At 67.4% G+C, this 22,946-nt stretch carries 25 protein-coding genes; 11 read left to right on the top strand and 14 right to left on the bottom strand.

From position 1 onward, the window contains the following. Positions 1–67 precede the first annotated feature (67 nt). From ACFTS5_RS03670 to ACFTS5_RS03660, 3 genes are read left to right on the top strand one after another with little or no spacing between them, the layout of a single operon-like run. A complete protein-coding gene (locus ACFTS5_RS03670) occupies positions 68–940 on the top strand; it encodes a MetQ/NlpA family ABC transporter substrate-binding protein (protein WP_378627126.1) in 873 nt (290 codons plus the stop codon). Continuing rightward, complete coding sequence (locus ACFTS5_RS03665) at positions 937–1,950, top strand: methionine ABC transporter ATP-binding protein (RefSeq protein ID WP_378627124.1); 1,014 nt, start codon at positions 937–939, stop codon at positions 1,948–1,950. Before ACFTS5_RS03670 ends, ACFTS5_RS03665 begins: the two co-directional genes overlap by 4 nt. Then, entirely contained in the window at positions 1,950–2,612 is a 663-nt protein-coding gene (locus ACFTS5_RS03660) for a methionine ABC transporter permease (RefSeq protein ID WP_378627122.1), read from the top strand. Before ACFTS5_RS03665 ends, ACFTS5_RS03660 begins: the two co-directional genes overlap by 1 nt. 54 nt (positions 2,613–2,666) lie before the next feature. On the opposite strand, the gene ACFTS5_RS03655 is transcribed toward ACFTS5_RS03660, so the two are convergent. Both ACFTS5_RS03655 and ACFTS5_RS03650 read right to left on the bottom strand, forming a co-directional pair. Beyond that, positions 2,667–3,167 carry a DUF4189 domain-containing protein gene (locus ACFTS5_RS03655; protein WP_378627120.1) on the bottom strand — a complete coding sequence of 167 codons (501 nt, stop codon included), beginning with the start codon at positions 3,165–3,167 and terminating at the stop codon, positions 2,667–2,669. A gap of 505 nt (positions 3,168–3,672) precedes the next feature. After that, entirely contained in the window at positions 3,673–4,959 is a 1,287-nt protein-coding gene (locus ACFTS5_RS03650) for a PucR family transcriptional regulator (RefSeq protein WP_378627119.1), read from the bottom strand. Positions 4,960–5,118: 159 nt separating this feature from the next. Here ACFTS5_RS03650 and ACFTS5_RS03645 point away from each other — a divergent pair, with 159 nt between their 5' ends. Continuing rightward, the gene (locus tag ACFTS5_RS03645) at positions 5,119–5,775 is read left to right on the top strand and encodes a TetR/AcrR family transcriptional regulator (RefSeq protein ID WP_378627118.1); all 657 of its coding nucleotides are present in this window, start codon (positions 5,119–5,121) and stop codon (positions 5,773–5,775) included. Positions 5,776–5,803: 28 nt separating this feature from the next. On the opposite strand, the gene ACFTS5_RS03640 is transcribed toward ACFTS5_RS03645, so the two are convergent. The 9 genes from ACFTS5_RS03640 to ACFTS5_RS03600 all read right to left on the bottom strand — a co-directional run bounded on the left by ACFTS5_RS03640 (position 5,804) and on the right by ACFTS5_RS03600 (position 13,399). After that, positions 5,804–6,232: a DUF4189 domain-containing protein gene (locus ACFTS5_RS03640; RefSeq protein WP_378627117.1), complete on the bottom strand. Its 429-nt coding sequence runs from the start codon at positions 6,230–6,232 to the stop codon at positions 5,804–5,806. Between the two features lie 214 nt (positions 6,233–6,446). Then, on the bottom strand, positions 6,447–6,926 hold the full coding sequence (locus tag ACFTS5_RS03635; protein ID WP_378627116.1) for a DUF4189 domain-containing protein: 480 nt from the start codon (positions 6,924–6,926) through the stop codon (positions 6,447–6,449). Positions 6,927–7,048: 122 nt separating this feature from the next. Next, the gene (locus ACFTS5_RS03630) at positions 7,049–7,456 is read right to left on the bottom strand and encodes a metal-sulfur cluster assembly factor (protein WP_378627114.1); all 408 of its coding nucleotides are present in this window, start codon (positions 7,454–7,456) and stop codon (positions 7,049–7,051) included. Continuing rightward, a complete protein-coding gene (gene sufU, locus ACFTS5_RS03625) occupies positions 7,453–7,935 on the bottom strand; it encodes a Fe-S cluster assembly sulfur transfer protein SufU (protein ID WP_056810385.1) in 483 nt (160 codons plus the stop codon). The genes ACFTS5_RS03630 and sufU overlap by 4 nt, the downstream gene beginning before the upstream one ends. A 3-nt stretch (positions 7,936–7,938) precedes the next feature. After that, complete coding sequence (locus ACFTS5_RS03620; protein WP_378627113.1) at positions 7,939–9,192, bottom strand: cysteine desulfurase; 1,254 nt, start codon at positions 9,190–9,192, stop codon at positions 7,939–7,941. Between the two features lies 1 nt (position 9,193). Continuing rightward, on the bottom strand, positions 9,194–9,961 hold the full coding sequence (gene sufC / locus ACFTS5_RS03615) for a Fe-S cluster assembly ATPase SufC (RefSeq protein WP_378627111.1): 768 nt from the start codon (positions 9,959–9,961) through the stop codon (positions 9,194–9,196). A gap of 32 nt (positions 9,962–9,993) precedes the next feature. Continuing rightward, entirely contained in the window at positions 9,994–11,172 is a 1,179-nt protein-coding gene (gene sufD / locus ACFTS5_RS03610; RefSeq protein ID WP_378627109.1) for a Fe-S cluster assembly protein SufD, read from the bottom strand. Continuing rightward, the gene (sufB, locus tag ACFTS5_RS03605) at positions 11,172–12,608 is read right to left on the bottom strand and encodes a Fe-S cluster assembly protein SufB (RefSeq protein ID WP_062983114.1); all 1,437 of its coding nucleotides are present in this window, start codon (positions 12,606–12,608) and stop codon (positions 11,172–11,174) included. Before sufB ends, sufD begins: the two co-directional genes overlap by 1 nt. Beyond that, positions 12,605–13,399: a helix-turn-helix transcriptional regulator gene (locus tag ACFTS5_RS03600; RefSeq protein WP_378627108.1), complete on the bottom strand. Its 795-nt coding sequence runs from the start codon at positions 13,397–13,399 to the stop codon at positions 12,605–12,607. The genes sufB and ACFTS5_RS03600 overlap by 4 nt, the downstream gene beginning before the upstream one ends. Before the next feature lie 346 nt (positions 13,400–13,745). On the opposite strand from ACFTS5_RS03600, the gene ACFTS5_RS03595 reads away from it, so the two are divergent. The 5 genes from ACFTS5_RS03595 (at position 13,746) to ACFTS5_RS03575 (ending at position 19,221) form a co-directional block, all read left to right on the top strand. Continuing rightward, positions 13,746–14,675 carry a rhomboid family intramembrane serine protease gene (locus ACFTS5_RS03595; protein ID WP_378627107.1) on the top strand — a complete coding sequence of 310 codons (930 nt, stop codon included), beginning with the start codon at positions 13,746–13,748 and terminating at the stop codon, positions 14,673–14,675. 79 nt (positions 14,676–14,754) lie between these two features. After that, the gene (gene mptB / locus ACFTS5_RS03590) at positions 14,755–16,473 is read left to right on the top strand and encodes a polyprenol phosphomannose-dependent alpha 1,6 mannosyltransferase MptB (protein ID WP_378627106.1); all 1,719 of its coding nucleotides are present in this window, start codon (positions 14,755–14,757) and stop codon (positions 16,471–16,473) included. After that, complete coding sequence (locus ACFTS5_RS03585; protein WP_378627104.1) at positions 16,470–17,402, top strand: ABC transporter ATP-binding protein; 933 nt, start codon at positions 16,470–16,472, stop codon at positions 17,400–17,402. The genes mptB and ACFTS5_RS03585 overlap by 4 nt, the downstream gene beginning before the upstream one ends. Then, entirely contained in the window at positions 17,399–18,181 is a 783-nt protein-coding gene (locus tag ACFTS5_RS03580) for an ABC transporter permease (protein ID WP_378627102.1), read from the top strand. Before ACFTS5_RS03585 ends, ACFTS5_RS03580 begins: the two co-directional genes overlap by 4 nt. 68 nt (positions 18,182–18,249) lie before the next feature. Next, positions 18,250–19,221, top strand: a complete 972-nt coding sequence (locus ACFTS5_RS03575; RefSeq protein ID WP_378627101.1) for a heme A synthase — start codon at positions 18,250–18,252, stop codon at positions 19,219–19,221. An 82-nt stretch (positions 19,222–19,303) separates the two neighbouring features. Here ACFTS5_RS03575 and ACFTS5_RS03570 read toward each other — a convergent pair whose 3' ends face one another. Beyond that, on the bottom strand, positions 19,304–19,669 hold the full coding sequence (locus ACFTS5_RS03570; RefSeq protein WP_378627099.1) for a hypothetical protein: 366 nt from the start codon (positions 19,667–19,669) through the stop codon (positions 19,304–19,306). Positions 19,670–19,745: 76 nt separating this feature from the next. Here ACFTS5_RS03570 and ACFTS5_RS03565 point away from each other — a divergent pair, with 76 nt between their 5' ends. Next, the gene (locus tag ACFTS5_RS03565; protein ID WP_378627098.1) at positions 19,746–20,711 is read left to right on the top strand and encodes a quinone oxidoreductase family protein; all 966 of its coding nucleotides are present in this window, start codon (positions 19,746–19,748) and stop codon (positions 20,709–20,711) included. Between the two features lie 13 nt (positions 20,712–20,724). Here ACFTS5_RS03565 and ACFTS5_RS03560 read toward each other — a convergent pair whose 3' ends face one another. After that, positions 20,725–21,612: an oxidoreductase gene (locus ACFTS5_RS03560; protein WP_378627096.1), complete on the bottom strand. Its 888-nt coding sequence runs from the start codon at positions 21,610–21,612 to the stop codon at positions 20,725–20,727. Between the two features lie 89 nt (positions 21,613–21,701). Here ACFTS5_RS03560 and ACFTS5_RS03555 point away from each other — a divergent pair, with 89 nt between their 5' ends. Then, positions 21,702–22,292 (top strand): TetR/AcrR family transcriptional regulator, encoded by a 591-nt coding sequence (locus ACFTS5_RS03555; RefSeq protein WP_378627095.1) that lies wholly within the window; start codon positions 21,702–21,704, stop codon positions 22,290–22,292. On the opposite strand, the gene ACFTS5_RS03550 is transcribed toward ACFTS5_RS03555, so the two are convergent. Next, positions 22,289–22,891: a TetR/AcrR family transcriptional regulator gene (locus tag ACFTS5_RS03550; protein ID WP_378627094.1), complete on the bottom strand. Its 603-nt coding sequence runs from the start codon at positions 22,889–22,891 to the stop codon at positions 22,289–22,291. The two genes, ACFTS5_RS03555 and ACFTS5_RS03550, sit on opposite strands and share 4 nt — an antisense overlap. Between the last annotated feature and the right edge of the window lie 55 nt (positions 22,892–22,946).

Raw genomic sequence — 22,946 nt, 5'->3', positions numbered from 1 at the left:
TGTCGGCGGGTAGTGCCGACAGCTTGGATGGCCGAGTTCATCTTCTGCTAGCAATTCGGGAGTACAAGTGAAATTCCGTCGGACACTGGCGATCCCAGTGCTGATTGCAACCGCGGCCCTCACCCTGACCGCGTGCGGTTCCGATGACGACGCCTCGGGCACGGTCGTGCGGATCGGCACCACCGACAAGGACAAGGCTTTCGAGGTCTTCGAACAGAAGGCCAAGGAGCAGGGCATCACACTGAAGGTCACCAATTTCTCCGATTACAAGCAGCCGAATACGGCGCTGTCGCAGAAACAGATCGACCTCAATCTGTTCCAGCATCTGCAGTTCCTCGGCCAGTACAACGTGGCAAGCTCGGACACGCTCACCCCGATCGGCTCGACTTATATTGTGCCGCTGGGTCTTTACTCGAAGAAGCACAAGGCTCTCGCCGATATCCCCGCCGGTGGTGAGATCGCGATCCCCAACGATCCGACCAACCAGGCGCGTGCGCTGTTCGTGCTGCAGGCCGCCGGCTTGCTGAAGATCACCGGCACCTCGGTCCAGCCGACGCCCGCCGACATCGACAAGGCCGCGTCCAGGGTGCGCGTGACCCCGGTCGATGCCGCCCAGACCGCGTTGTCGCTGCCCTCGGTCGACGGCTCGGTGATCAACAACACCTTCCTCGACCGGTCGGGCGTGGACCCGAAATCGGCGCTGTACAAGGATGACCCGAAGAATCCGGCCGCCGAGCCGTACATCAATGTCATCGTCAGCCGCGCCGAGGACAAGACGAATCCGACGTATCTGAAGCTGGTCGAGATCTGGAAGGACCCGGCCGTGGCCACCGCGCACGCCGAAACCACCAAGGGCACCGCGGTCGCGGTGAACCGTCCCGGCGCCGAGCTCGAGCAGATCCTGGACCGGGTGCAGCAGGGCATCCGCACGGCCAAGTGAGTGCCGAACCCGCCGCTGTCGAATTCCGTTCCGTCACCAAGATTTTCGGCAGCGGCGACGATCGGCACACCGCACTCGACGATATCGACCTGCGGATCGAACCGGGTGAGATCTTCGGCGTCATCGGCTACTCCGGAGCAGGCAAGTCCACGCTGGTGCGGCTGATCAACGCGCTCGACAAGCCCACTTCGGGCACCGTCACGATTTCGGGCACCCCGATCACCGGGGTGCCGGAGTCGGCGGTGCGCAAGCTGCGTCGCGATATCGGCATGGTGTTCCAGCAGTTCAACCTGTTCCGATCCCGCACCGCCGCAGGCAATATCGAGTACCCGCTGAAAGTGGCGGGCTGGAAACGGGCCGAACGCAAGGCCCGCGTGGCCGAACTGCTCGACTTCGTCGGGCTCACCGACAAGGCGCGCGCCTACCCCGATCAGCTCTCGGGCGGGCAGAAGCAGCGGGTCGGGATCGCCAGGGCGCTGGCGACCTCGCCCTCGCTGTTGCTCGCCGACGAGGCCACCTCCGCGCTGGACCCGGAGACCACGGGCGAGGTGCTGCGATTGCTGAAGAAGATCAACGCCGAACTCGGGGTGACCATCGTGGTGATCACCCACGAGATGGACGTGATCCGCGCGGTCGCCGACCGGGTCGCGGTGCTCGCCGAGGGCCGGATCGTCGAATTGGCCTCCACCTTCGACGTTTTCGCCGCGCCGCAAGCCGCGCCGACACGGTCGTTCGTGGCGACCGTGCTGCACAACCGGCCCGACGCGACCGAGCTGGATCGGTTGCGCGAGCTCCACGGCGGCCGGTTGGTCACCGTCGACATCGACGACCACAGCGGTCTCGGCGCGGCGCTGGCCGCCGCGACCGCCGCCGACGTGCGCTTCGAGATCGTCTACGGCGGGGTGAGCACGTTGCAGGACAAGACATTCGGCAGCGTCACCCTGGCGTTGCACGGGCCCGATGCCGCGCTGGATCGCGTTGTCGCCGACCTGGAACGGAAGGCGGGCTGATGGAGACCAACTGGGAGAAGCTGCGGCCCACGCTGTTCGAGGCGATCGGGACCACCGTCTATCTGGTCGGCGTGACGTTCGTCGTCGCGGGGGTGATCGGGCTGGTGCTCGGGACCGCGCTGTATACGACCCGCAAGGGTGGCCTGCTGGCGAACGGGCCGATCTACTTCGTGCTGAATGTGATCGTCAATGTGGTGCGCCCTATTCCGTTCATCATCCTGCTGGCCGCGCTCGGCCCGGTCACCCTGGAGGTGGTGGGCACCACGATCGGCTCCGAGGCGGCGTTGTTCGTGATGATCGTCGCGGCCTCGTTCGGGATCGCGCGGATCGTGGAACAGAACCTGGTGACGGTCGATCCGGGCGTGATCGAGGCCGCGCGTGCGGTCGGCGCGGGACCGCTGCGGATCATTCTCACGCTGATCGTTCCGGAAGCGTTGGGGCCGTTGATTCTCGGCTATACCTTCGTGGTGATCTCGATCGTCGATATCTCCGCGATGGCGGGCACCGTCGGCGGTGGCGGGCTCGGTGATTTCGCCATTGTCTACGGGTATCAGCAATTCCAGTGGCAGGTCACCATCGTGGCGGTGCTGATCATCATCGCCGGTGTGCAGGGTGTGCAGTTCTTCGGCAATTGGCTGGCCAGGAAAGTACTGCGCCGCTGAATCCAGCAGGGGTACGGGCCTATTCGGTCCGTACCCCTGCCGCTTCGCGTTTCGCTACACGTTCGCCGTGCACGCGGACAGGATGACACTCGCCGCACGCGGCGACGCCGAACCCGGATCCGGGAACGGGGCCGCACTGATGCCGAGCACGTCCACCGCCGAGCGCTCGGCCGCGTCCAGGGAGTGATCCCACGACCAGCCGAAGCGGTAGTCCGCGCCTTGGGCCACCGCGCCGCACGCATTGCGGAATTCGACGACGACCTGGCAGTCGCGCACGCCGCACTCATCGAGCGCGGCCTGGCTCGCCGCAGCCCAGCTGCCGTAGTTCACCGCCGAGGCCACCACGGCGCGACCCGACGACAACGCCAGCGCCCCGTACAGGTCACCCGACGCGGTCTCGAATCCACCATCGCGCGACACCGCCGTGTATCCCGGCGCCTCAGCGATCGCCACACCACTCGCCCCCGCGGCCGCGGGTCCTGCGTTCACCACGGTGAACGCCGCCACCGCGGACAGCGCGGCCACACCAAGGGCATAGTTGCCCAGACCAGACATCAGAGATTCTCCCCGTCGAAATACCGACTCCGAGCCTCGAAGCCGAACCAATCATGAACGGCCGCCGACTTCCCCGGAAATAGCTTTCCGGCATCGCCACGACACCATTCTGCGAACCTGCCATAGCGCCGAGACATTTCCGGCCACAACAGTTCTCGCTTGTCGAAACGCCCGATTCCTCCCGAACCGCTCGTCCGCCACAGACTAACAACACCCACCGACAAGTAGCGATGGACCGCTATCTACCGGCGAACCAACTCGTCCCGCGCCCGCATCAACGCGAACCCGAGCAGATTGAGCCCCTTCCACCGCGCGGGATCCAGCGCACCCGCATGATCGGCGGCCATCCGATCCCCAGTTCCGATCCACCGGACCGGCTTCGCTCCGTTTTCGATACGCCAGTTCGGTATTCACCTGGCGGACTGCAGCATCGACGAGAAAAGGCCCCGGTATCGCGACTCTTCAGGGTCGCGGTGCCGGGGCCGGAGGTGGGCGGTGTTGGGGTTCAGGCCGAGCGGATGCCGTCCAGGTCGGAGTAGGGGTGGGGGGCGGGGCGGCGGGGAATTCGGGCTTCGGTGACGGCGGAGTGGGGGGCGGGGCCGGTGTGGAAGCTGCGGGCGATCATCGAGGAACGCAGTTGCCACAGGCCCGAGGACTGGGCAGGGTCGAGGCCGGTGAGTTGAGCTACCCGGCGCAGGCGGTAGTCGACGGTGTTGGTATGGATGTGCAGCAGCCGGGCGGTGCGCTGGCGGTTCATGTTGTTGGCGATGTGCACGCGCAGGGTTTCGTAGAGCTCCGGGTGGTTGTCGAGGGGGGCGAGGAGTTCACCGAGCCGGGCACGACCGGGGCCGGGGCGAGTGAGCTGGTACTCCAGGGCCAGGTCGCCGAAGCGGTAGAGGCCAGGGGCACTGTCGAGACGCTCCACCATGTCCAGGAGTTCGTGGGCACGCTGGGCCGCGTCGGGGATCTCCTCCGTGGCCGCGGGCACCAGAGCCGCGGTGATATCGACATGCGCGGCCCTCGACAGCGCTTCGACCAATGCGTCGAGCTGCTCGCCGACCAGCAGATCGGCCGGGATCAGCAGCGTGCCGCCGTCGACCGACAGCAGCGACAGCACCTGCTCACCGCACCGGTGCGCCAATGCCGTCTGTACCCTGCGCAGCTTGCGCCGCGCCACCACCGCACCGTTGACGCGCGGGTCGCGCTCGTCGGGGTGCGCCCCGATCGAGAGTGCGAGCACCGAATACGCGTCGGAGACGGTGATGCCGACCTCGCGGGCCATGGTGACGGTCGACTGACCGGCCAGCAGTGCCGAGGTGAGGGTGTGCACCGCCGTGTGATGTTCGCCGACGGCCTCACGGTGCTCACGGATGTAGGAGCGAGTCACCGTGGTACACAACAGGTCCGAGATCTCGACCACCCGGCGGAAGCCGTGGATCAGACTCGCGCGATCGACGTCGGCCACCTCGTCGTAGACCGCGTCGAAGGAGAGCCGGAAGCCCTCGTGGAAAGCGTGCAGGATCGTGTCGATCGGCACGCCTTCGCGCGCCCAGCCCGCCGCCGCCACCGCGAGCCGGTTCAGCTTCACCTCCTCGTCGCGACCGTCCAGCATGCCGCCGACGATCTCCAGGCACATCCGGGTGACCGAGGTGACGTCACCGGCGATCACATCGCCGGGTAGCGTCCGGCAAGTCGCGACATTGTCGACGAAGTGGCCGACCAACCGGCTGGTCATCGTCCGGACATCGCGCAGGGGCTGCCACAGGGCCGTCTCGTCCAGTGGGATCGTCATCGTCGACTCCTCCTTCTTCTACACCCCGGCGCCGCCGGTAGTGGTTGTGCTTCCGTCATGTCGGCCGATGTGATGGCCTACACTGCGGTTTCTCTGTGATCATGACTGTAGGGTGAGCAACCGCTCACCTTCTACTCTTCTTTCTGCCGAGGTCGATAGATGCCCCCGCAAGCCGATAAGCAGCGCAAACGCCCCAAGCAGGACCGGGCGAAAGAGACGAGAACACGCATTCTCACGGTGGCCGCTCATCTTTTCGGCACCCGCGGTATCGGCAATACCTCGACCAACCGGATCGCGACCGAAGCGGGCATGAGCATCGGCACGCTGTACCGGTATTTCAACGACCGCGACGAGATCGTCAAAGAGCTCAACGACAGCCTGTTTCTGCAGGTAGAAGAGCGCTACAGCCAGCTGCTCACCGCCAGTTCCGGCCAGTCCCCCCGCGATGCCGTGATAGGTCTGATCCGCTCCGCCGTCGACATCCTCGTCGCGAACGGGCCGCTCGTGCGCGCCCTGGTCGCCGATCTGCAGTTCTACGGCAGCGGTATCCCCGAATTCGAACCCCGGCTGCGGATGCTCATCAAGCTCTACATCATCCAGTTCATGGGCCCGATCAAGCACGTCGACATCGACGTGATGGCCTTCGTCGTGCTCAACGCGGGCTTCGCCACCGCGCTGCGTTCGGTCGAACTCGACGACGCCGAGCTCGACGCCATCATCGCCGGGACCGCCGACATGATCAGCGCGTGGATAGACTCGGTCGCCGTGGTCGAGAACGCTGAGTACACAACAGCAAAGGGCCCGGATCCTGCGTGAGGATCCGGGCCCGCTCGCTACGCGACGGTCAGCGCGCGTTCGCCGTGCAGATCGCGTCGACGATTTCGGAGCCGCTCAGGCCCGCCGAGCCCGTGTTGGCCAGCAGCGCGGTCGGCGTCAGCTCGGAGAGGTTCTCGTACGCCTTACGCTCGGCCTCTGCCCGCGTCGCACCGGTCGACCACGCGATGCCGTTGTCGCTCTCGACCAGCACGGCGCAGCCGTTGGCCCACGTCGTCACCACGTTGCAGTCCGCCAGGTGGCAGTCGGCGATCGCGGCGGCCTGGGCGGCCTCGGGGCTTTCCTCGTTGACGCTGGTGCCGTAGATCGCCTGGCCGTCGCTCAGCGCGATCGACGCCCACTGGTCGCCTGCCGCACTCGCCGTACCGGCGCCCAGCACCGACCCGGCCGCAAGAACCGACGCCGCAACGGCGAAGACGGCCTTACCCATGAAACTCATTCGAAAGATCTCCTCTGGAACCTGTTCCGAAAGTCCGGAACCTTCAAGATCATCACTGATGACCCGGTGATAGCCAACCGTTCGGTGAAACATCACATCACCGCCGTCAGCACATGAATCCGGGCCCGCATGCTCCGCCGTGATCAGCGTCTGGGCCGAAGACGACACGAGCCCGGACCGCTGCGCGGCCCGGGCTCGAGAATCGCCGTGACGATCAGCGCGCGTTGGCGGTGCAGACCGTTTCGATGACATGACCGCCGGCCAGCTGCGACGAGCCGACGTTGACGAGCAGGCTCTGCGGAGTGCCCTCGGTCAGCGCTAGGTAAGCCTCCCGCTCCGCGTCGGCGCGGGTCGGGCCCTTGCCCCAGGCGATGAATTCATCGTTCTCCACCAGAGCCGCGCAGCCGTTGACCCACACGGCCTCCACCATGCAACCATCCGCGGCGCACTGTTCCAGTGCGGCAGCCTCGGCCTCGGCGCGCGTGGGATAGCCGACCGAACGACCGTAGTTCGCCCAGTCGCCGTCTGCGGCCATCGCGCCCCACTGGTCGAGGCCGACCGCGTTCGCCGAACCGGCACCGAGCACCGAGCCGGCCGCAAGGCCGAGCGCCGCAACGGCAAGGCCGGCCTTACTCATGAAATTCATTCGAAAGATCTCCTCTGGAAACAGTTCCGGCAAGTCCAGAACCGTCAAGATCATCACTGATCGCCCGGTGACAACCAACCAGAACGGGAATCATCACACCGGAACCGGTCGACACATAACCGCAAAAAGGGCCCGGATCCAGCCAGGATCCGGGCCCGAAAAGTGCGGTGCTACACCGTGAAGCCGAGGGCGCGCAGCTGTTCGCGGCCGTCGTCGGTGATCTTGTCCGGGCCCCACGGGGGCATCCAGACCCAGTTGATCTTCAGGTCCTCGACCAGACCGCTGCGCACCAGCGCGTTGCGGGACTGGTCCTCGATGACGTCGGTCAGCGGACAAGCCGCCGAGGTGAGCGTCATGTCGAGGGTGCAGATGTTCTCCCCGTCGACCGACAGGCCGTAGACCAGGCCGAGGTCGACGACATTGATGCCGAGTTCGGGGTCGACGACATCACGCATCGCCTCCTCGAGATCCTCGAGGTGCTGAATCTGTTCGGCCGTCAACTCGACCTCGGCGGGTTTGTCGACCTCGGCTGCCGCCGCGACGTCCGGGGTCTGTGCGATATCGGTGCTCTCACTCATGTGGCAGACTCCCCATTTCCCATCGGTGCCTTGGTTTCCTCGGCCGAACTGATCTGCACGACAGCGTCTTTGAACGCCATCCACCCGAGCAGCGCGCACTTGACCCGCGCCGGGTACTTGCTCACACCGGCGAGGGCGATGCCGTCGCCGATCATGTCCTCGTCGCCTTCGACGGTGCCGCGGCTGGAGATCATCTCGCTGAACGAGTCGACCACCTTCAGCGCCTGCTGCACCGGCAGCCCGATCACCTGATCGGTGAGGATCGAGGTGGCGGCCTGGCTGATCGAGCAGCCCTGGCCGTCGTAGGAGACGTCGGCGACCTCACCGGCGTCGTCGATCTGCACCCGCATCGTCACTTCGTCACCGCAGGTCGGGTTCACGTGGTGCACCTGCGCACCGAACGGTTCCCGCAGCCCGCGGTGATGCGGGTGCTTGTAGTGATCCAGGATCACTTCCTGGTACATCTGTTCCATACGCATGATCTAGGCAACTCCGAAGAAGGTCTTGGCCTTCCGCACGGCCGCGACCAGTGCGTCGACCTCATCGAGGGTGTTGTAGACGGCGAACGAGGCACGCGCGGTGGCGGCGACACCGAACTTGCGGTGCAGCGGCCAGGCGCAGTGGTGCCCGACCCGGATGGCCACACCCTGGTCGTCGAGGATCTGGCCCACGTCGTGGGCGTGGATCCCGTCGACCACGAACGACACCGCGCCACCGCGGTCCACGTTCTCGATCGGCCCGACGATGCGCACCCCCTCGATCCCGGACAGACCGTCGAGCGCGGCGCCGGTGAGGGCGTGCTCGTGCGCGGCGACCGCGTCCATGCCGAGGTCTTCGAGATAGCGCACCGCGGCGGCCAATCCGACGACCTGCGAGGTCATCGGCGTGCCCGCCTCGAAGCGCTGCGGCGGCGGCGCGTAGGTGGTCTTCTCCATCGTGACGGTCTCGATCATCGACCCACCGGTGATGAACGGCGGCGTCTCCTCCAGCAGCGCGCGGCGGCCGTACAGTCCGCCGACACCCATGGGGCCGAGCATCTTGTGGCCGGAGAACGCGGCGAAATCGACACCGAGCTCGTGGAAGTCCACCGCCATGTGCGGCACCGACTGGCAGGCGTCGAGCACGACGAGCGCGCCGACCGCCTTCGCCCGGCGGACCAATTCGTCCACCGGAGCCACCGCGCCCGTCACGTTCGACTGATGGCTGAACGCGAGAACCTTTGTCGCGGACGACAGTTCGAGCGAATCCAGGTCGATGCGGCCGTCATCGGTGATGCCGTACCACTTCACGGTGGCACCGGTCCGACGCGCGAGCTCCTGCCACGGAACGAGATTCGCGTGGTGTTCGAGCTCGGTGATGACGATCTCGTCGCCGGGGCCCACCTTGTAGGGGAACCGGTCGTCGCCGAACGCGTTGGCCACCAGGTTCAGCGACTCGGTCGCGTTCTTGGTGAACACGATCTCGCCGGTGTCGGCGCCGACGAAGCGGGCGATGTCGGCGCGCGCCTCCTCATAGGAGTCGGTCGCCTCCTCCGCCAGCTGGTGGGCACCGCGGTGCACCGCCGAATTCCGGGTGAGCAGGAACTCGCGCTCGGCGTCCAGCACCTGCAGCGGGCGCTGCGAAGTGGCACCGGAGTCCAGGTACACCAACGGTTTCCCGTCCCGCACCGTGCGGTGCAGGATGGGGAAGTCGGCCCTGATCCGGGCCACGTCGAGCGCTGGCACCGTCGCGGTCATGTCAGGCTCCAGCGGTCGCGGACGTGAAGCGCTCGTAGCCGTTCGCGTCGAGTTCCTCGGCCAGCTCGGAGCCACCTTCGGCGACGATCTTGCCGTTGACGAACACGTGCACGAAGTCGGGCTTGATGTAGCGCAGGATGCGGGTGTAGTGGGTGATCAGCAGCACGCCGCCGTCCGTACGCTCCTTGTAGCGGTTGACGCCTTCGGAGACGATGCGCAGCGCGTCGACGTCCAGACCGGAGTCGGTCTCGTCGAGGATGGCGATCTTCGGCTTGAGCAGACCCAGCTGCAGCACCTCGTGACGCTTCTTCTCGCCACCGGAGAAGCCCTCGTTCACCGAGCGGTCGGCGAAGGCCGAGTCGATGTCGAGTTCCTTCATCGACTCCTTCACCTCCTTGACCCAGGTGCGCAGCTTGGGGGCCTCGCCGCGGATGGAGGTGGCAGCGGTGCGCAGGAAGTTCGACATCGAGACGCCGGGGACCTCGACCGGGTACTGCATGGCCAGGAACAGGCCGGCGCGGGCACGCTCGTCGACCGACATCGCGAGGACGTCTTCACCGTCGAGGGTGATGGTGCCCTGGGTGACGGTGTACTTGGGGTGGCCCGCGATCACATAGGACAGCGTGGACTTGCCCGAGCCGTTGGGGCCCATGATGGCGTGCGTCTCGCCGGACTTCACAGTCAGGTCGACGCCGTTGAGGATCTGCTTCGACTCACCCTCGGGGGTGGTGATCTCGGCGTGCAGGTCCTTGATTTCCAAAGTTGTCATCGAATTGAAGTCCTTCGTGGGAAGTAGGTGAGTCAGATACCGACAGTGGCGAGTTCGGCCTCGATGGCCGCCTCGAGCCGCTCCCGGACCTCGGGGACCGTGACCTTCTGGATGATCTCGAAGAAGAAGCCACGCACCACCAGGCGGCGGGCGACGTCTTCGGGAATGCCGCGAGCGCGCAGGTAGAACAGCTGCTCGTCGTCGAAACGGCCGGTGGCACTCGCGTGCCCGGCACCGGCGATCTCGCCGGTCTCGATCTCCAGGTTCGGCACCGAGTCGGCGCGCGCGCCGTCGGTGAGCACCAGGTTGCGGTTCGCCTCGTAGGTGTCGGTGCCCTCGGCGGCCGCGCGGATCAGCACGTCGCCGATCCAGACCGTGCGAGCATCGCCCTTGGGCGAGGACGGATCGCCCTGCAGCGCACCCTTGTACAGCACATTGGACTTGCAGTTGGGCTCGGCGTGATCGACCAGCAGGCGCTGCTCGAAATGCTGGCCGGCGTCGGCGAAGTACAGACCGAACAGCTCCGCTTCACCACCGGGACCGGCGTAGCGCACAGTGCCCGACAGGCGAACCAGGTCGCCGCCGAGGGTCGCCGACACGTGGCGCAGGTTCGCGTCACGGCCCAGCTTCAGGTGATGCGCGGTGACGTGCACGGCGTCTTCGTTCCATTCCTGGACCGCGACGACGGTGAGCTTGGCGCTGTCACCGAGCACGAATTCGACGTTCTCGGCGTAGGTTCCGCTGCCGCGCTGGTCGATGACCACGGTGGCGACGGCGAAGTTGTCCAGGCGCACCTGCAGGTGACCGTAGGCGGTCTTGCCCTCACCGGGACCGGTGATGGTGACGGTGACCGGGTCCGACACCTCGGTTTCCGGGCCGACGGTGATCACGGTCGCCTCGGAGAAACCCGAGTAGGCCTGGGCGGCAACACGATCAGCGGGAGTGCCGGCCTGGCCGAGACGAGAGTCGGTGCGGCCCACCGTTTCCACGGTGACACCGGCGACTTCACTCACCTCGACGGTTGCCTGACCGTCGGCGGCAGCGGTGCCGTCGTGCAGGCCGCGCAGGCGGCGCAGCGGGGTGAACCGCCACGCCTCGTCGCGACCCGACGGGACCTCGAATGCGTTCACGTCGAACGAGGTGAAGACCTCGCCCTTGTTGACCGCGGCGCCCGCGCCAGGATTCTGGATCGGCGTCTCGAGCGTCGACATCAGCCCACGGCCCCTTCCATCTGCAGCTCGATGAGCCGGTTCAGTTCCAATGCGTATTCCATCGGCAGTTCCTTGGCGATCGGCTCCACGAAGCCGCGCACGATCATCGCCATCGCCTCGTCCTCGGTGAGGCCGCGGCTCATCAGGTAGAACAGCTGCTCCTCGGAGACCTTGGAGACGGTCGCCTCGTGCCCCATCGTCACGTCGTCCTCGCGGATGTCGACGTAGGGGTAGGTGTCGGAGCGGCTGATGGTGTCGACCAGCAGGGCGTCACACTTCACGGTCGACTTCGACCCGTGCGCGCCCTTGTTGATCTGGACCAGACCGCGGTACGACGCGCGACCGCCACCACGCGCCACCGACTTCGACACGATGGTCGAGGAGGTGTGCGGGGCCAGGTGCAGCATCTTGGCACCGGTGTCCTGGTGCTGGCCGGGGCCCGCGAACGCGACCGAGAGGACCTCGCCGTGCGCGTGCTCGCCGGTCATCCAGACCGCCGGGTACTTCATGGTGACCTTGGAGCCGATGTTGCCGTCGACCCACTCCATGGTGGCGCCGGCTTCGGCCTTGGCCCGCTTGGTGACCAGGTTGAACACGTTGTTCGACCAGTTCTGGATGGTCGTGTAGCGGCAGCGGCCGCCCTTCTTCACGATGATCTCCACGACCGCGGAGTGCAGCGAGTCGGACTTGTAGATCGGCGCTGTACAACCCTCGACGTAGTGGACGTAGGCGTCCTCGTCGACGATGATCAGCGTCCGCTCGAACTGACCCATGTTCTCGGTGTTGATCCGGAAGTAGGCCTGCAGCGGGATGTCGACGTGCACGCCCGGCGGCACGTAGATGAACGAGCCACCCGACCAGACGGCGGTGTTGAGCGCGGAGAACTTGTTGTCACCGGCGGGGATGACCGAACCGAAGTACTTGTGGAAGATCTCCGGGTGCTCCTTCAACGCCGTATCGGTGTCGAGGAAGATGACGCCCTGCTTCTCCAGGTCCTCGCGGATGGAGTGGTAGACGACCTCGGACTCGTACTGCGCCGCGACACCGGACACCAGACGCTGCTTCTCCGCCTCCGGGATGCCCAGCTTGTCGTAGGTGTTCTTGATGTCCTCGGGCAGGTCTTCCCAGCTCTCGGCCTGCTTCTCGGACGAGCGCACGAAGTACTTGATGTTGTCGAAGTCGATGCCCTCGAGGTTGGAACCCCAGTTCGGCATGGGCTTGCGGTCGAAGATGCGCAGCGCCTTGAGGCGCAGGTCGAGCATCCACTCCTCTTCGCTCTTCTTGGCCGAGATGTCGCGAACGACAGCCTCCGACAGGCCACGTTGGGCGCTGGCGCCTGCCACATCGGAGTCGGACCAGCCGTAACCGTAGGTGCCCAGCGAGGCGATGGTTTCGTCCTGGGTAAGCGGTTGTACCTGGTCGGTCGAGGTCGTCATTCGGCACTCCTTCCGGAGTCGTTCGTTCGTCCCGCCGCGGGCTGTGCGGCGGTTGGGGTCTTCGGCACCGCGACCAGCGGTACGTGGGTGGTGCAGGCGCAATCGCCGTTGGCGATCGTCGCAAGGCGCTGCACGTGGGTACCGAGCAGGTCGCGGAAAGCGTCCAATTCGGCGGCGCACAACTGCGGGAACTCCTCGGCGACATGGGCCACCGGGCAGTGGTGCTGACAGATCTGCACACCGGCGCCGACCTGACGGGTGGTGGCGGCGAAACCGGCCTCGGCGAACGCTTCCGCGATCTCCTCGACTTTGGCCTCGATCACCGGTGCGGTGTGGTCGGCGACGGGTTCGATGCCGTCGACGATCACGCGAACCCGCTTGCGCGCGAATTCGGCGATCGCGGCGTCGCCACCGATCTCGCCGAGCTGACGAATCGCCGCGCCGGCCAGATCGTCGTAGGCGTGACCGAGGTTGCCCCGGCCCGCCGCGGTGAGCTGGTACTGCTTGGCCGGTCGACCGCGCCCTTTCTGCTGCCACGGCGCGGAGCGGCTCGCCCGAGCCTGGCCCGCGTCGATCAGCGCGTCGAGGTGCCTGCGCACCCCGGCGGGCGCGAGACCGAGTTCGGTGCCGATCGCCGTCGCGGTGATCGGCCCCTGCTCGAGCAGCAACTGGACGATGGCCGCCCTGGTCTGCCCCTCGTGCGCGGTCGCCGCGGGGACAGCCGACGACCGAGCGCCGGTCGCCTTACGACCGTCACTTTCCACGCCTGTCCGCAAACCCACGGTTTTCACAACACCAGTGTGGCGGAATTGCTTCCCTAAATCTAATAAGGGTCACCTGACAAAGGGTGCCCTGACCTGCGATGAAGATCATCGGGGCGCTCCCCCGCCCGACAAAACCCCAGGTGCGGACCCTGCGGACCCATCCCGGTCGCTCGCCCGGGTGACCCATCGCACAGGTCGGCTACCGCGACCACCCGGTGCCCAGCAACACCGAACCCGGTGCCGAACGGTCCGCCCGGCCCGCTCGCGCGGCGTTGCTCGCAGGAAATATTCGCACCACAGCGCGACGATCGACAGTCCGGGTGCGCAGTGGCGAACGCGGCGGGCGCAGGGGGCGGTCTGGCACGATGGCAGGGTGTCGAACCCGCTCACACCCACGTGTGTCCGTCATCCTGATCGGCCTACCGGACTCGCGTGTACGCGATGCGGGCGGCCCGCCTGCCCCGACTGCCTGCGTCCGGCGGCGGTCGGGCAGCACTGCGTGGACTGTGTACGGCAGGGGCAGCAGGACGTGCGGCCGGTGCGGACCGTCGGCGGCGCACGCGAGGGCGGCGCGGTTCCGTACGTGACCTACGGGTTGATCGCGGTCAATGTGCTGGTCTATGTGCTCACCGCGGCGCAGGCCGGCAGTCCTATGTACAACTACCGCGGGTCGTCGGTGTTCCGGGAGTTCGTCCTGGTGCCGTTGCTGGTGGCCGACGGCGAGTGGTGGCGGCTGCTCGGGTCGGGGTTCCTGCATTACGGCGCGATCCATCTGCTGGTCAACATGTTCGCCCTGTATGTCGTGGGGCGCGACCTCGAGCAGGTGCTGGGCAGGATCAGGTACGGCTGCGTCTACCTGGTCTCGCTGCTGGGCGGGTCGGCGGCGGTGATGGCGCTGTCGGATTCGGTGACGGCGACAGCCGGCGCCTCCGGTGCGGTGTACGGCCTGTTCGGCGCTGTCACGGTGACGCTGATCCGGTTGCGGCAGAGCCCGACCCCGATGCTGGTGGTCATCGGCGTGAACGTGCTGATCAGCTTCTCGATCCCGGGAATCTCGCTGTGGGGCCACCTCGGCGGTCTGGCCGCGGGCACGTTGAGCGCGCTCGGCATCCTGTTCGTGCCCGGCTGGCTGTCGGCCCGCGATCAGCGATCCGCGCAGCGCATCGGCTGGGCGGCGCTCGGTGCGGTAGCGCTGATCTGCGTGGCCGTGATCGTCGCCGCCGCGCTCTCGTTGCGCTCGGACCCGGTGTACGTCGGACCACCGGCCGTGACCGCGCCGACCCCGGTCGAAGCACCCAGGTAGTCCGCCGCGACAGGCGCACCTCCAGTGCGCGAACGACTGACGAACCCTGTCGCGTCCACGCACACTAGGCTCTGACTTCGTGGCGGTACTGGAGGGCGCGGCGCGCAAGACACTGACGTTCGGGCGGCGAGCTCTCGGGCTCGACGTGTCGGCGCCCGATCACACCGTCGCGGTGCTGCATCGCGACGAGACCGAGGTCCCCGGGCTCGACAAGAGCGAACGCGCGCAACTGGACCGGATCCGGCTGATGGGCGCGACCGGCGCCGTATTGATGGCGATCGCGGCGCTGGGCATCGGCGCCCAACCCGTGCACCAGAATCCGGTCTCGGGCGTGCGGGTGCTCGGCATCTTCGCGCGAGCGCACACCGGATCCCTCGCGATGTGCATGTTCGGCACCGCGCTGGTGATCGGTGCGTGGTTGCTGCTCGGGCGCTTCGCGATCGGCGGGCTCGCGGGTTCGCCACTGCACCGGCTGAGCCGCTCGCAACTGGACCGCACGCTGCTGCTGTGGATCATTCCGCTGTCCGTGGCGCCGCCGATGTTCAGCAACGACGTCTATTCCTATCTGGCACAGAGCGAGATCGCCGCCCGCGGCATCGACCCCTATTCCGAGGGTCCCGTCGCCGGACTCGGAATCGACAATGTGCTCACCAACAATGTGCCGACGATCTGGCGCGATACGCCCGCGCCGTACGGGCCGCTGTTCCTCTGGATCGGTCGCGGTATCGCGGAGCTCACCGGGGACAACATCATCGCCGGGGTCTGGGTGCACCGGTTGCTGGCGCTGGCCGGAGTGGCGCTGATCGTGTGGGCGCTGCCGCGGTTGTCGGTGCGCTGCGGGGTGGCGCCGGTGAGTGCGTTGTGGCTCGGTGCGGCCAATCCGCTGGTGCTGTTCCACCTGGTCGGCGGCGTGCACAACGACGCGCTGATGCTCGGGCTGATGCTGGCCGGGGTGGAGCTCATGCTGCGCGCGATCTACGGCGAAGGAGGCAGACCCGACCGGCTGACGGCCATGAATCTGCCACCCTTCGACAGCCGCGCCTACGGGCTGCTGATCGGCGGCGCGGTGGTGATCACGCTGTCGTCGTCGATCAAGCTCACCTCCATCATCGCGCTCGGCTTCGTCGGCATGGCGCTGGCCAGACGCTGGGGCGGCACGCTCACCGCCGTCGTCAAGGCCGCGGCTCTGCTGGGCGTCATCGCCGTGGCGACAACGCTTCTCATCGGTTTCGCCAGTGGGCTCGGCTTCGGCTGGGTCAATACCCTCAGCGTCGCCAATGCCGTCCGGAGCTGGATGTCGCTGCCGACCATCATCGGAATCGTCACCGGTTTCGGCGGTGTGCTGCTCGGGCTGGGCGACCACACCACCGCGCTGCTGTCGATCACCCGGCCCATCGCCGCGGTGGTCGCGGGCTACGTGACAGTCCGCATGCTCGTCGCTACCGGTATGGGCCGGCTCCATCCCGTCGGCGCGCTCGGCGTCTCGCTCGCGGCCATTGTGCTGCTGTTTCCGGTGGTCCAGCCCTGGTACCTGCTCTGGGCGATCGTGCCGCTGGCGGCCTGGGCCACCCAGCCGGTGTTCCGCGTGCCCGCCGTCGCCTTCTCGGCGGTGGTCTCCATGCTCGTGATGCCGCGCGGTGCGGAATTCCAGGTCTTCCAGATCATCGGCGCCGCGCTCGCGGCCGTCGTGTGCTTCGCGTTGTTCTTCGCGCTCACCCGGCACACGCTGCCCTGGCGGGCGCAGCCGGGGGTGTCGGCTCCGTCACAGGAGGGCACGGCTTACCGTGTGACATCGTGACAACACGCCTTGGACCCGCCGTTAGCGTCGACGGTGTGGTCAAGCGCTATGGCGAGACCACAGCGGTAGACGGTCTCCGGTTCGACGTGGAGCCCGCCCAGGTGTTCGCTCTGCTCGGCCCCAACGGCGCGGGCAAGACCACCACCGTCGAGATGTGCGAGGGCTTCGTGCGCCCGGACGCGGGCACGGTCCGCGTCCTCGGTCTCGACCCGATCGCCGATTCCGAGCAGTTGCGTCCGCGCATCGGCGTGATGCTCCAGGGTGGCGGCGCCTACCCCGGCGCCCGCGCGGGCGAGATGCTCGACCTGGTCGCGTCCTACTCCGCCGATCCGATCGATCCCGACTGGCTGCTGTCGACGCTGGGCCTACAGGACAATCGCCGCACTCCCTATCGTCGCCTGTCGGGTGGTCAGCAGCAGCGCCTGGCGCTCGCGTGCGCGCTGGTCGGCAAGCCCGAGATCGTATTCCTCGACGAACCCACCGCCGGCCTGGACGCGCAGGCCCGGCTGATCGTCTGGGAACTCATCGACGCCCTGCGCCGCGACGGCGTGAGCGTCGTACTCACCACGCACATGATGGACGAGGCCGAGCAGCTCGCCGACCAGCTGGTCATCATCGATCACGGGCAGATCGTCGCCCAGGGTACGCCCGCCGAGGTCACCGCCCACGGCGCGGCGGGCCAGCTGAGATTCTGCGCCCCACCCAAACTCGATCTGAACCTGCTCACCTCGGCTCTCCCGGAGGGCTTTTCGCCGCGCGAGACGACACCGGGCACCTACCTCGTCGAGGGCGAGATCAACCCGCAGGTGCTGGCCACCGTCACCGCCTGGTGCGCCAGGATGGACGTGCTGGCCACCGATATCCGCATCGACCAGCGCCGCCTCGAAGACGTCTTCCTCGAACTGACCGGACGGGACCTGCGCGGATGAGCGAGACCACCAGCCGTTTCCTGCCCGGCACCTTCACCCCCGATCCGCGGCCCGCCTCGCGCGCGACGATGCTCACCGCGCAGACCGGGCTCGAGCTGAAACTGCTGTTGCGCAACGGCGAACAGCTGCTGCTCACCATGTTCATCCCGATCACCCTGCTCGTCGGGCTCACCCTGCTGCCGTTCGGCGACCTGGGCGAGCACCGGGTCGACCGGATCGTGCCGATGGTGATGATGACCGCGGTGATGTCGACCGCGTTCACCGGCCAGGCCATCGCGGTCGGCTTCGACCGCCGCTACGGCGCCCTCAAACGACTCGGCGCGACACCGCTGCCCCGCTGGGGCGTGATCGCGGGCAAGTGCGCCGCCGTCCTGATCGTGGTGGTGCTGCAGGCGATGCTGCTCGGCGCGATCGGTGTCGCGCTCGGCTGGCGCCCCGGGATCGGCGGACTCGCCCTCGGCGCGCTGGTGATCGCCCTCGGCACGGCCACCTTCGCGGCGATGGGATTGCTGCTGGGCGGGACGCTCAAGGCCGAGGTCGTGCTGGCGCTGGCCAATATCCTGTGGTTCATCATGCTCGGCATCGCCAGCCTGGTACTCGTCGGCGATACCCTGCCCACCGCCCTGACCGTGGTCGCCCGGCTCATCCCGTCCGGGGCGCTGGCTTTCGCGCTGGACACGGCGCTGACGGGGTCGATCGACTGGTTCGGCGTGGCGGTGCTCGCGGCGTGGGGCGTGGTGTGCGGATGGTTGGCGACCCGGCTGTTCCGGTTCCACTGACGTGACCAACGACGCGCTGTAGTAGCCCTGGTATCAGCGCCGAAATCCTGGCCGGTACCATTCCTGACGTGCTGTATCGCGCCTTCGTTGGCCTCGTCGACCGGCTGCCGCTCCCCTCGCTGCGGGTGCAGCGGCTCATCGCCATCGCGGTGATCCTGAGCCAGGCGGGAATCTCGGTGACCGGCGCGATCGTGCGCGTCACCGCCTCCGGCCTCGGCTGCCCGACCTGGCCGCAGTGCTTCCCCGGCAGCTTCACCCCCATCGGGGTGTCGGAAGTGCCCGTCCTGCACCAGACCGTGGAGTTCGGCAACCGGCTGCTCACCTTCGCGGTGACGCTGTGCGCCGGGCTGATCGTGCTGGCCGTCATCCGGGCACGGCGGCGCAGGGAAGTCCTGACCTATGCCTGGCTGATGCCCGGCGGCACGGTCGTGCAGGCGATCATCGGCGGTATCACCGTGCGCACCGGCTTGCTGTGGTGGACCGTCGCCGTGCACCTTCTCGTCTCGATGGTGATGGTCTGGCTGGCCGTGGTGCTGTACGCGAAGATCTGCGAACCCGACGACGGCATCGAGACCGTCCAGGTGCCCGCTCCCCTGCGCTGGCTCACCGCACTGTCGGGCGTGGCCCTCGCGAGTGTGCTGATCGCGGGCACGCTGGTCACCGCGGCCGGCCCGCATGCCGGTGACAAGAGCATCGAGCGGCAGGTCGAGCGACTGCAAGTCGAGATCGTCACCCTGGTGCACCTGCATTCGCAGTTGATGATCGGATATCTCGCACTGCTCGTCGGGCTCGCGTTCGGGCTCTTCGCCGTCGGCATCACCCCCGCCATCCGCAAGCGGCTGTTCGTCCTGCTCGCGCTCGTGCTCGCGCAGGGGCTGGTCGGTGTCGTGCAGTACTTCACCGATGTGCCCGCCGCGCTCGTCGCGATCCACGTCGGCGGGGCAGCGGCGTGCACCGCCGCGACCGCCGCACTGTGGGCGTCGCTGCGGACACGCGAGAAGGTCGACGTTCCCGCGGTGCCCCAGGCTTCCGTGCACTGACCCGTCACAACGAAACAGCCCGCGATCGGTATACCCGATCGCGGGCTGTTCGATGTTCGTCGGTAATTCTGCGCCGCGGAGATCAGGCCCCCGCGAACAACTTCCAGTTGCGCGCCTTCGGGAACTTGGTCTGATGGGCGACCCAGCCGGCCATCTTGGCCCAGTGCGTCGGGGCGGGGGTCACGATCGAGCCCAGCTCACGGCTCCACTCGTCGGTCTCGGCGAGGCCGTCGACGCGCTCCACGAGCGCCTTCGCGGTCGCCATGTCGCCGACCACCCGGTCGCCGAGGATGCCGTCGGCACCGACCAGGGTGATCCGCACGCCCTGCTTGCCGATGTACTGCAGCACGGCCGTTCCCGAACCACCGTGCTGGGCGAGGAACTTCACGATGGACTTCTCGACCTCGGCCGGCACCTTCACGGCCTCGGGGGCGGCGGTTGTACTCATGAACCGGAGTTTACCGGCAGGTAGTTTCCAGTCCAGCCTCGAGTGGCCTGGAACACGGGGTGTAGAAAGAGGACTCATGCGCGCGATTCAGGTTTCCGAGCACGGCGGTCCCGAGGTCCTGCAGTACGTCGAGCTGGCAGACCCGCAGGCCGGGCCCGGTCAGCTGCTGGTCGAGACCCAGGGTGTGGGCGTCAACTACATCGACATCTACTTCCGCACGGGCCAGTATCCGCAGGCGACGCCCTACGTCCCCGGCTCCGAGGGCACGGGCATCGTGGTGGCGATCGGTTCGGATGTCACCGAGTTCGCCGTCGGCGACCGCGTCGCCTGGGCGTCGGCGCCCGGCAGCTACGCGGACCTGGTCGCCGTCGACGAGGCCGTGGCGGTGAAGGTGCCCGACGACGTCGAGCCGGCCGTGGCGGCCGCCGCCCTCCTGCAGGGCATGACCGCCCATTACCTCACCGAATCGGTGTTCTCTCCCGAACCCGGCGACCCGGTTCTCGTCCACGCGGGCGCGGGCGGCGTGGGCCTGCTGCTCACTCAGATGGCCGTCGCGAGGGGCGCCCGAGTCATCACCACGGTCTCCACCGACGCCAAGGAGAAACTGTCCCGCGAAGCGGGCGCCACCGACGTCCTGCGCTACGGCGACGACCTGGCCGCCCGCGTCCGTGACCTCACCGACGGCATCGGCGTGGCCGCGGTCTACGACGGTGTCGGCGCCAGCACTTTCGAAGCGAGCCTCGCCGCCCTCCGAATCCGCGGCACCCTCGCCCTGTTCGGCGCGGCCAGCGGCGCGGTCCCGCCCTTCGACCCGCAACGACTCAACCCCGCCGGTTCCCTCTGGCTGACCCGCCCGTCCCTGGGCGCCTACACCCGCGATCGCACCGAATTCCTGTGGCGTGCCACCGATGTCTTCGACTGGATCGCCGCGGGCACCCTGAACCTGCGCATCGGCGCCACCTATCCGCTGGCCGACGCGGCCCAGGCCCAGCGCGATCTCGCGGCGCGAAAGACCACCGGCTCGATCGTGCTGCTGCCGTAGCCCGGCTGTCCACTCACCCCAGGAAGCGGACACCGGTCAGTTCCTCGGAAGCTTCCCAGAGTCGGCGCGCGCTCTCGCGGTCCATCGAGCGAGAGCTGGAGCGCACCCGCTCCGGATAGCCGCCGATCTCGAAAAGTCCTGAGGGTCCGTAGTATTCACTCCCCTGCGCGGCCGGATCTGTCGCGGCACGCAGAGTCGGGAGCGCCCCCATGGCGGGGGTGCGCCCGAACAGGCGGGCGACGGCGAGATTCGGCAGACGGAAGACCGCCGGGGAGTGCCGGAACACCTCGGTGCTCGCGCCGCCGGGATGAGCGGCCAGTGCGCAGGCCGACGTTCCCGCGAGCCGGCGATCGAGCTCATAGGTGAACAGCAGATTCGCCAATTTCGATACGGCATAAGCATTTCCAGCGGATCTCGCAGGGTCGTCGAGATCGATTCGCCCGAAGCGGTGGCCGATGCTGCTGACGGTCACCACCCGCCCGGCCTCGGCTGCGACGAGGTGATCCAGCAGCAGTCCGGTGAGCGCGAAGTGACCGAGATGGTTGATCCCGAACTGGCTCTCGAATCCGTCCTCGGTCGTGCCGGACAGCCCGGTGACACCGGCATTGTTGATCAGCAGATCGACGCGGTCGTAGCGGCTGCGCACCGTCTCGGACGCGGCACGGACCGACGTGAGAGACGCCAGGTCGAGAGCGACCGTGTCGACCTTCGCTCCGGGTGCCTGTCTCGCGATGCGCTCGGCAGCGTCGGCCGCCTTACCGGAATCGCGACAGGCGAGCGCCACGGCCGCGCCTCGCGCGGCCAGGGCTCGTGCGGTTTCGAAGCCGAGTCCGGTATTGGCACCGGTGACGACCGCGATTCGCCCGGCCAGGTCGGGGATGTCGGCTTCGGACCACTTCATGACAGCTCCTAACATGAACGATGCATTCACATTAAAGTGAACCAGTCGTTCATGTTATTGGCAAGGCACTCGAGAAGGATGGCACCGAGATGACCGACCGACCCCTGCGCGCGGACGCGCGGCGCAATCGCGAGGCGATCGCCGCCGCCGCACGCGAACTCGTCATCCGCGAAGGGCCGGGCATCGGCATGGACGAGATCGCCACGGCAGCGGGTGTCGCGACCGGCACGCTGTATCGGCACTTCCCGACCAAGCAGGATCTGATCGAGAGCATCGTGGCCGACCTGGCCGAGGGCATCGACCGGTCGCTGAACTCGGCGCTCGCCAGAGCCGAGGACGGGACCAGCTCGGCCATCGACGAGGTGATCGCACTGCTGCGCCACGTGATGATCGATATGCGGCAGGAACGCCTGCTCCGGTTCGCCGTCGCCGGGGTCGCCGAGGACTCACTCCGCGAGATCCAGGCGCGCGGGCGTGCCGCCGTCGAGCAGCTGGTCGCCGCCGCGCACCGCAACAATTCGCTCTACCCGGACGTCACCGCGGACGACGTGGTCCTCCTGCTGTCCACCGCGCCGACCGACGCCATGTCCGAGGTGGAGCAGTCGCGCTGGTTGACGCTGGCTCGCCGAGCACTCACACCGAACCCGGCCACCGGAGTTCGGAACCCGGCGCGCGGCTAGTAGTCGCGGCCGGTCAGACCGCGGTAGACGAAACGGGTGATCGACTCGATCGCCGCCTCGTCGGTGAGGGTCACCGAGCCGTCTTCGACCATCCGCAACATCCCGTCGACCGCGGCGAACATCATCGCCAGGCTGGCGTCGACCGTTCCCGGCAGGCGTAGCCCCCGTTCCGGGAAGTCCGCCACGTGGTCGGCGATGTCGGTGCGTTGTTCGGCGCCGAAGCCCGCGATGATCCGGGCGAAATCCGGGCTGACCTGCGCCGCCTGACCCATCGCGCGTAGGACCGAGGCGTGTTCGCGGGCGAAGGTCCAGTAGCCGCGGACGTGGTAGCGGACTGCGGCCGGGTCGGTGAAGTCACCGTTGTGCTCCGGATCGGCCGCTCGCTCGTCGCTGGCCACCGCCATATCGCGCAGAAGCGCTTGCAGCAGTTCCTCTTTGCTCGCGAAGTGGTTGTAGAACGATCCGGCCGCGCGGCCCGCGGCGGTGGTGATGTCGGTGATCTTCGCGTTCAGGTAGCCGTGTTCGGCGAAGACCTGCCGGGCGGCATCCTTGAGCGCCTGCTCGGTCTCCGCGGATTTCTCGCGCCTGCTGCCCACCACCGGACATCACCTCCTTGACAAGCACGGTACCAACACTGAAACTGAATTCATATTC

The organism is Nocardia sp. NPDC056952 (assembly GCF_042674185.1).
GTDB lineage: Bacteria > Actinomycetota > Actinomycetes > Mycobacteriales > Mycobacteriaceae > Nocardia.
Note: the sequence above shows the minus strand (reverse complement) of the source record. Positions and strands in the feature narration are given on the sequence as shown.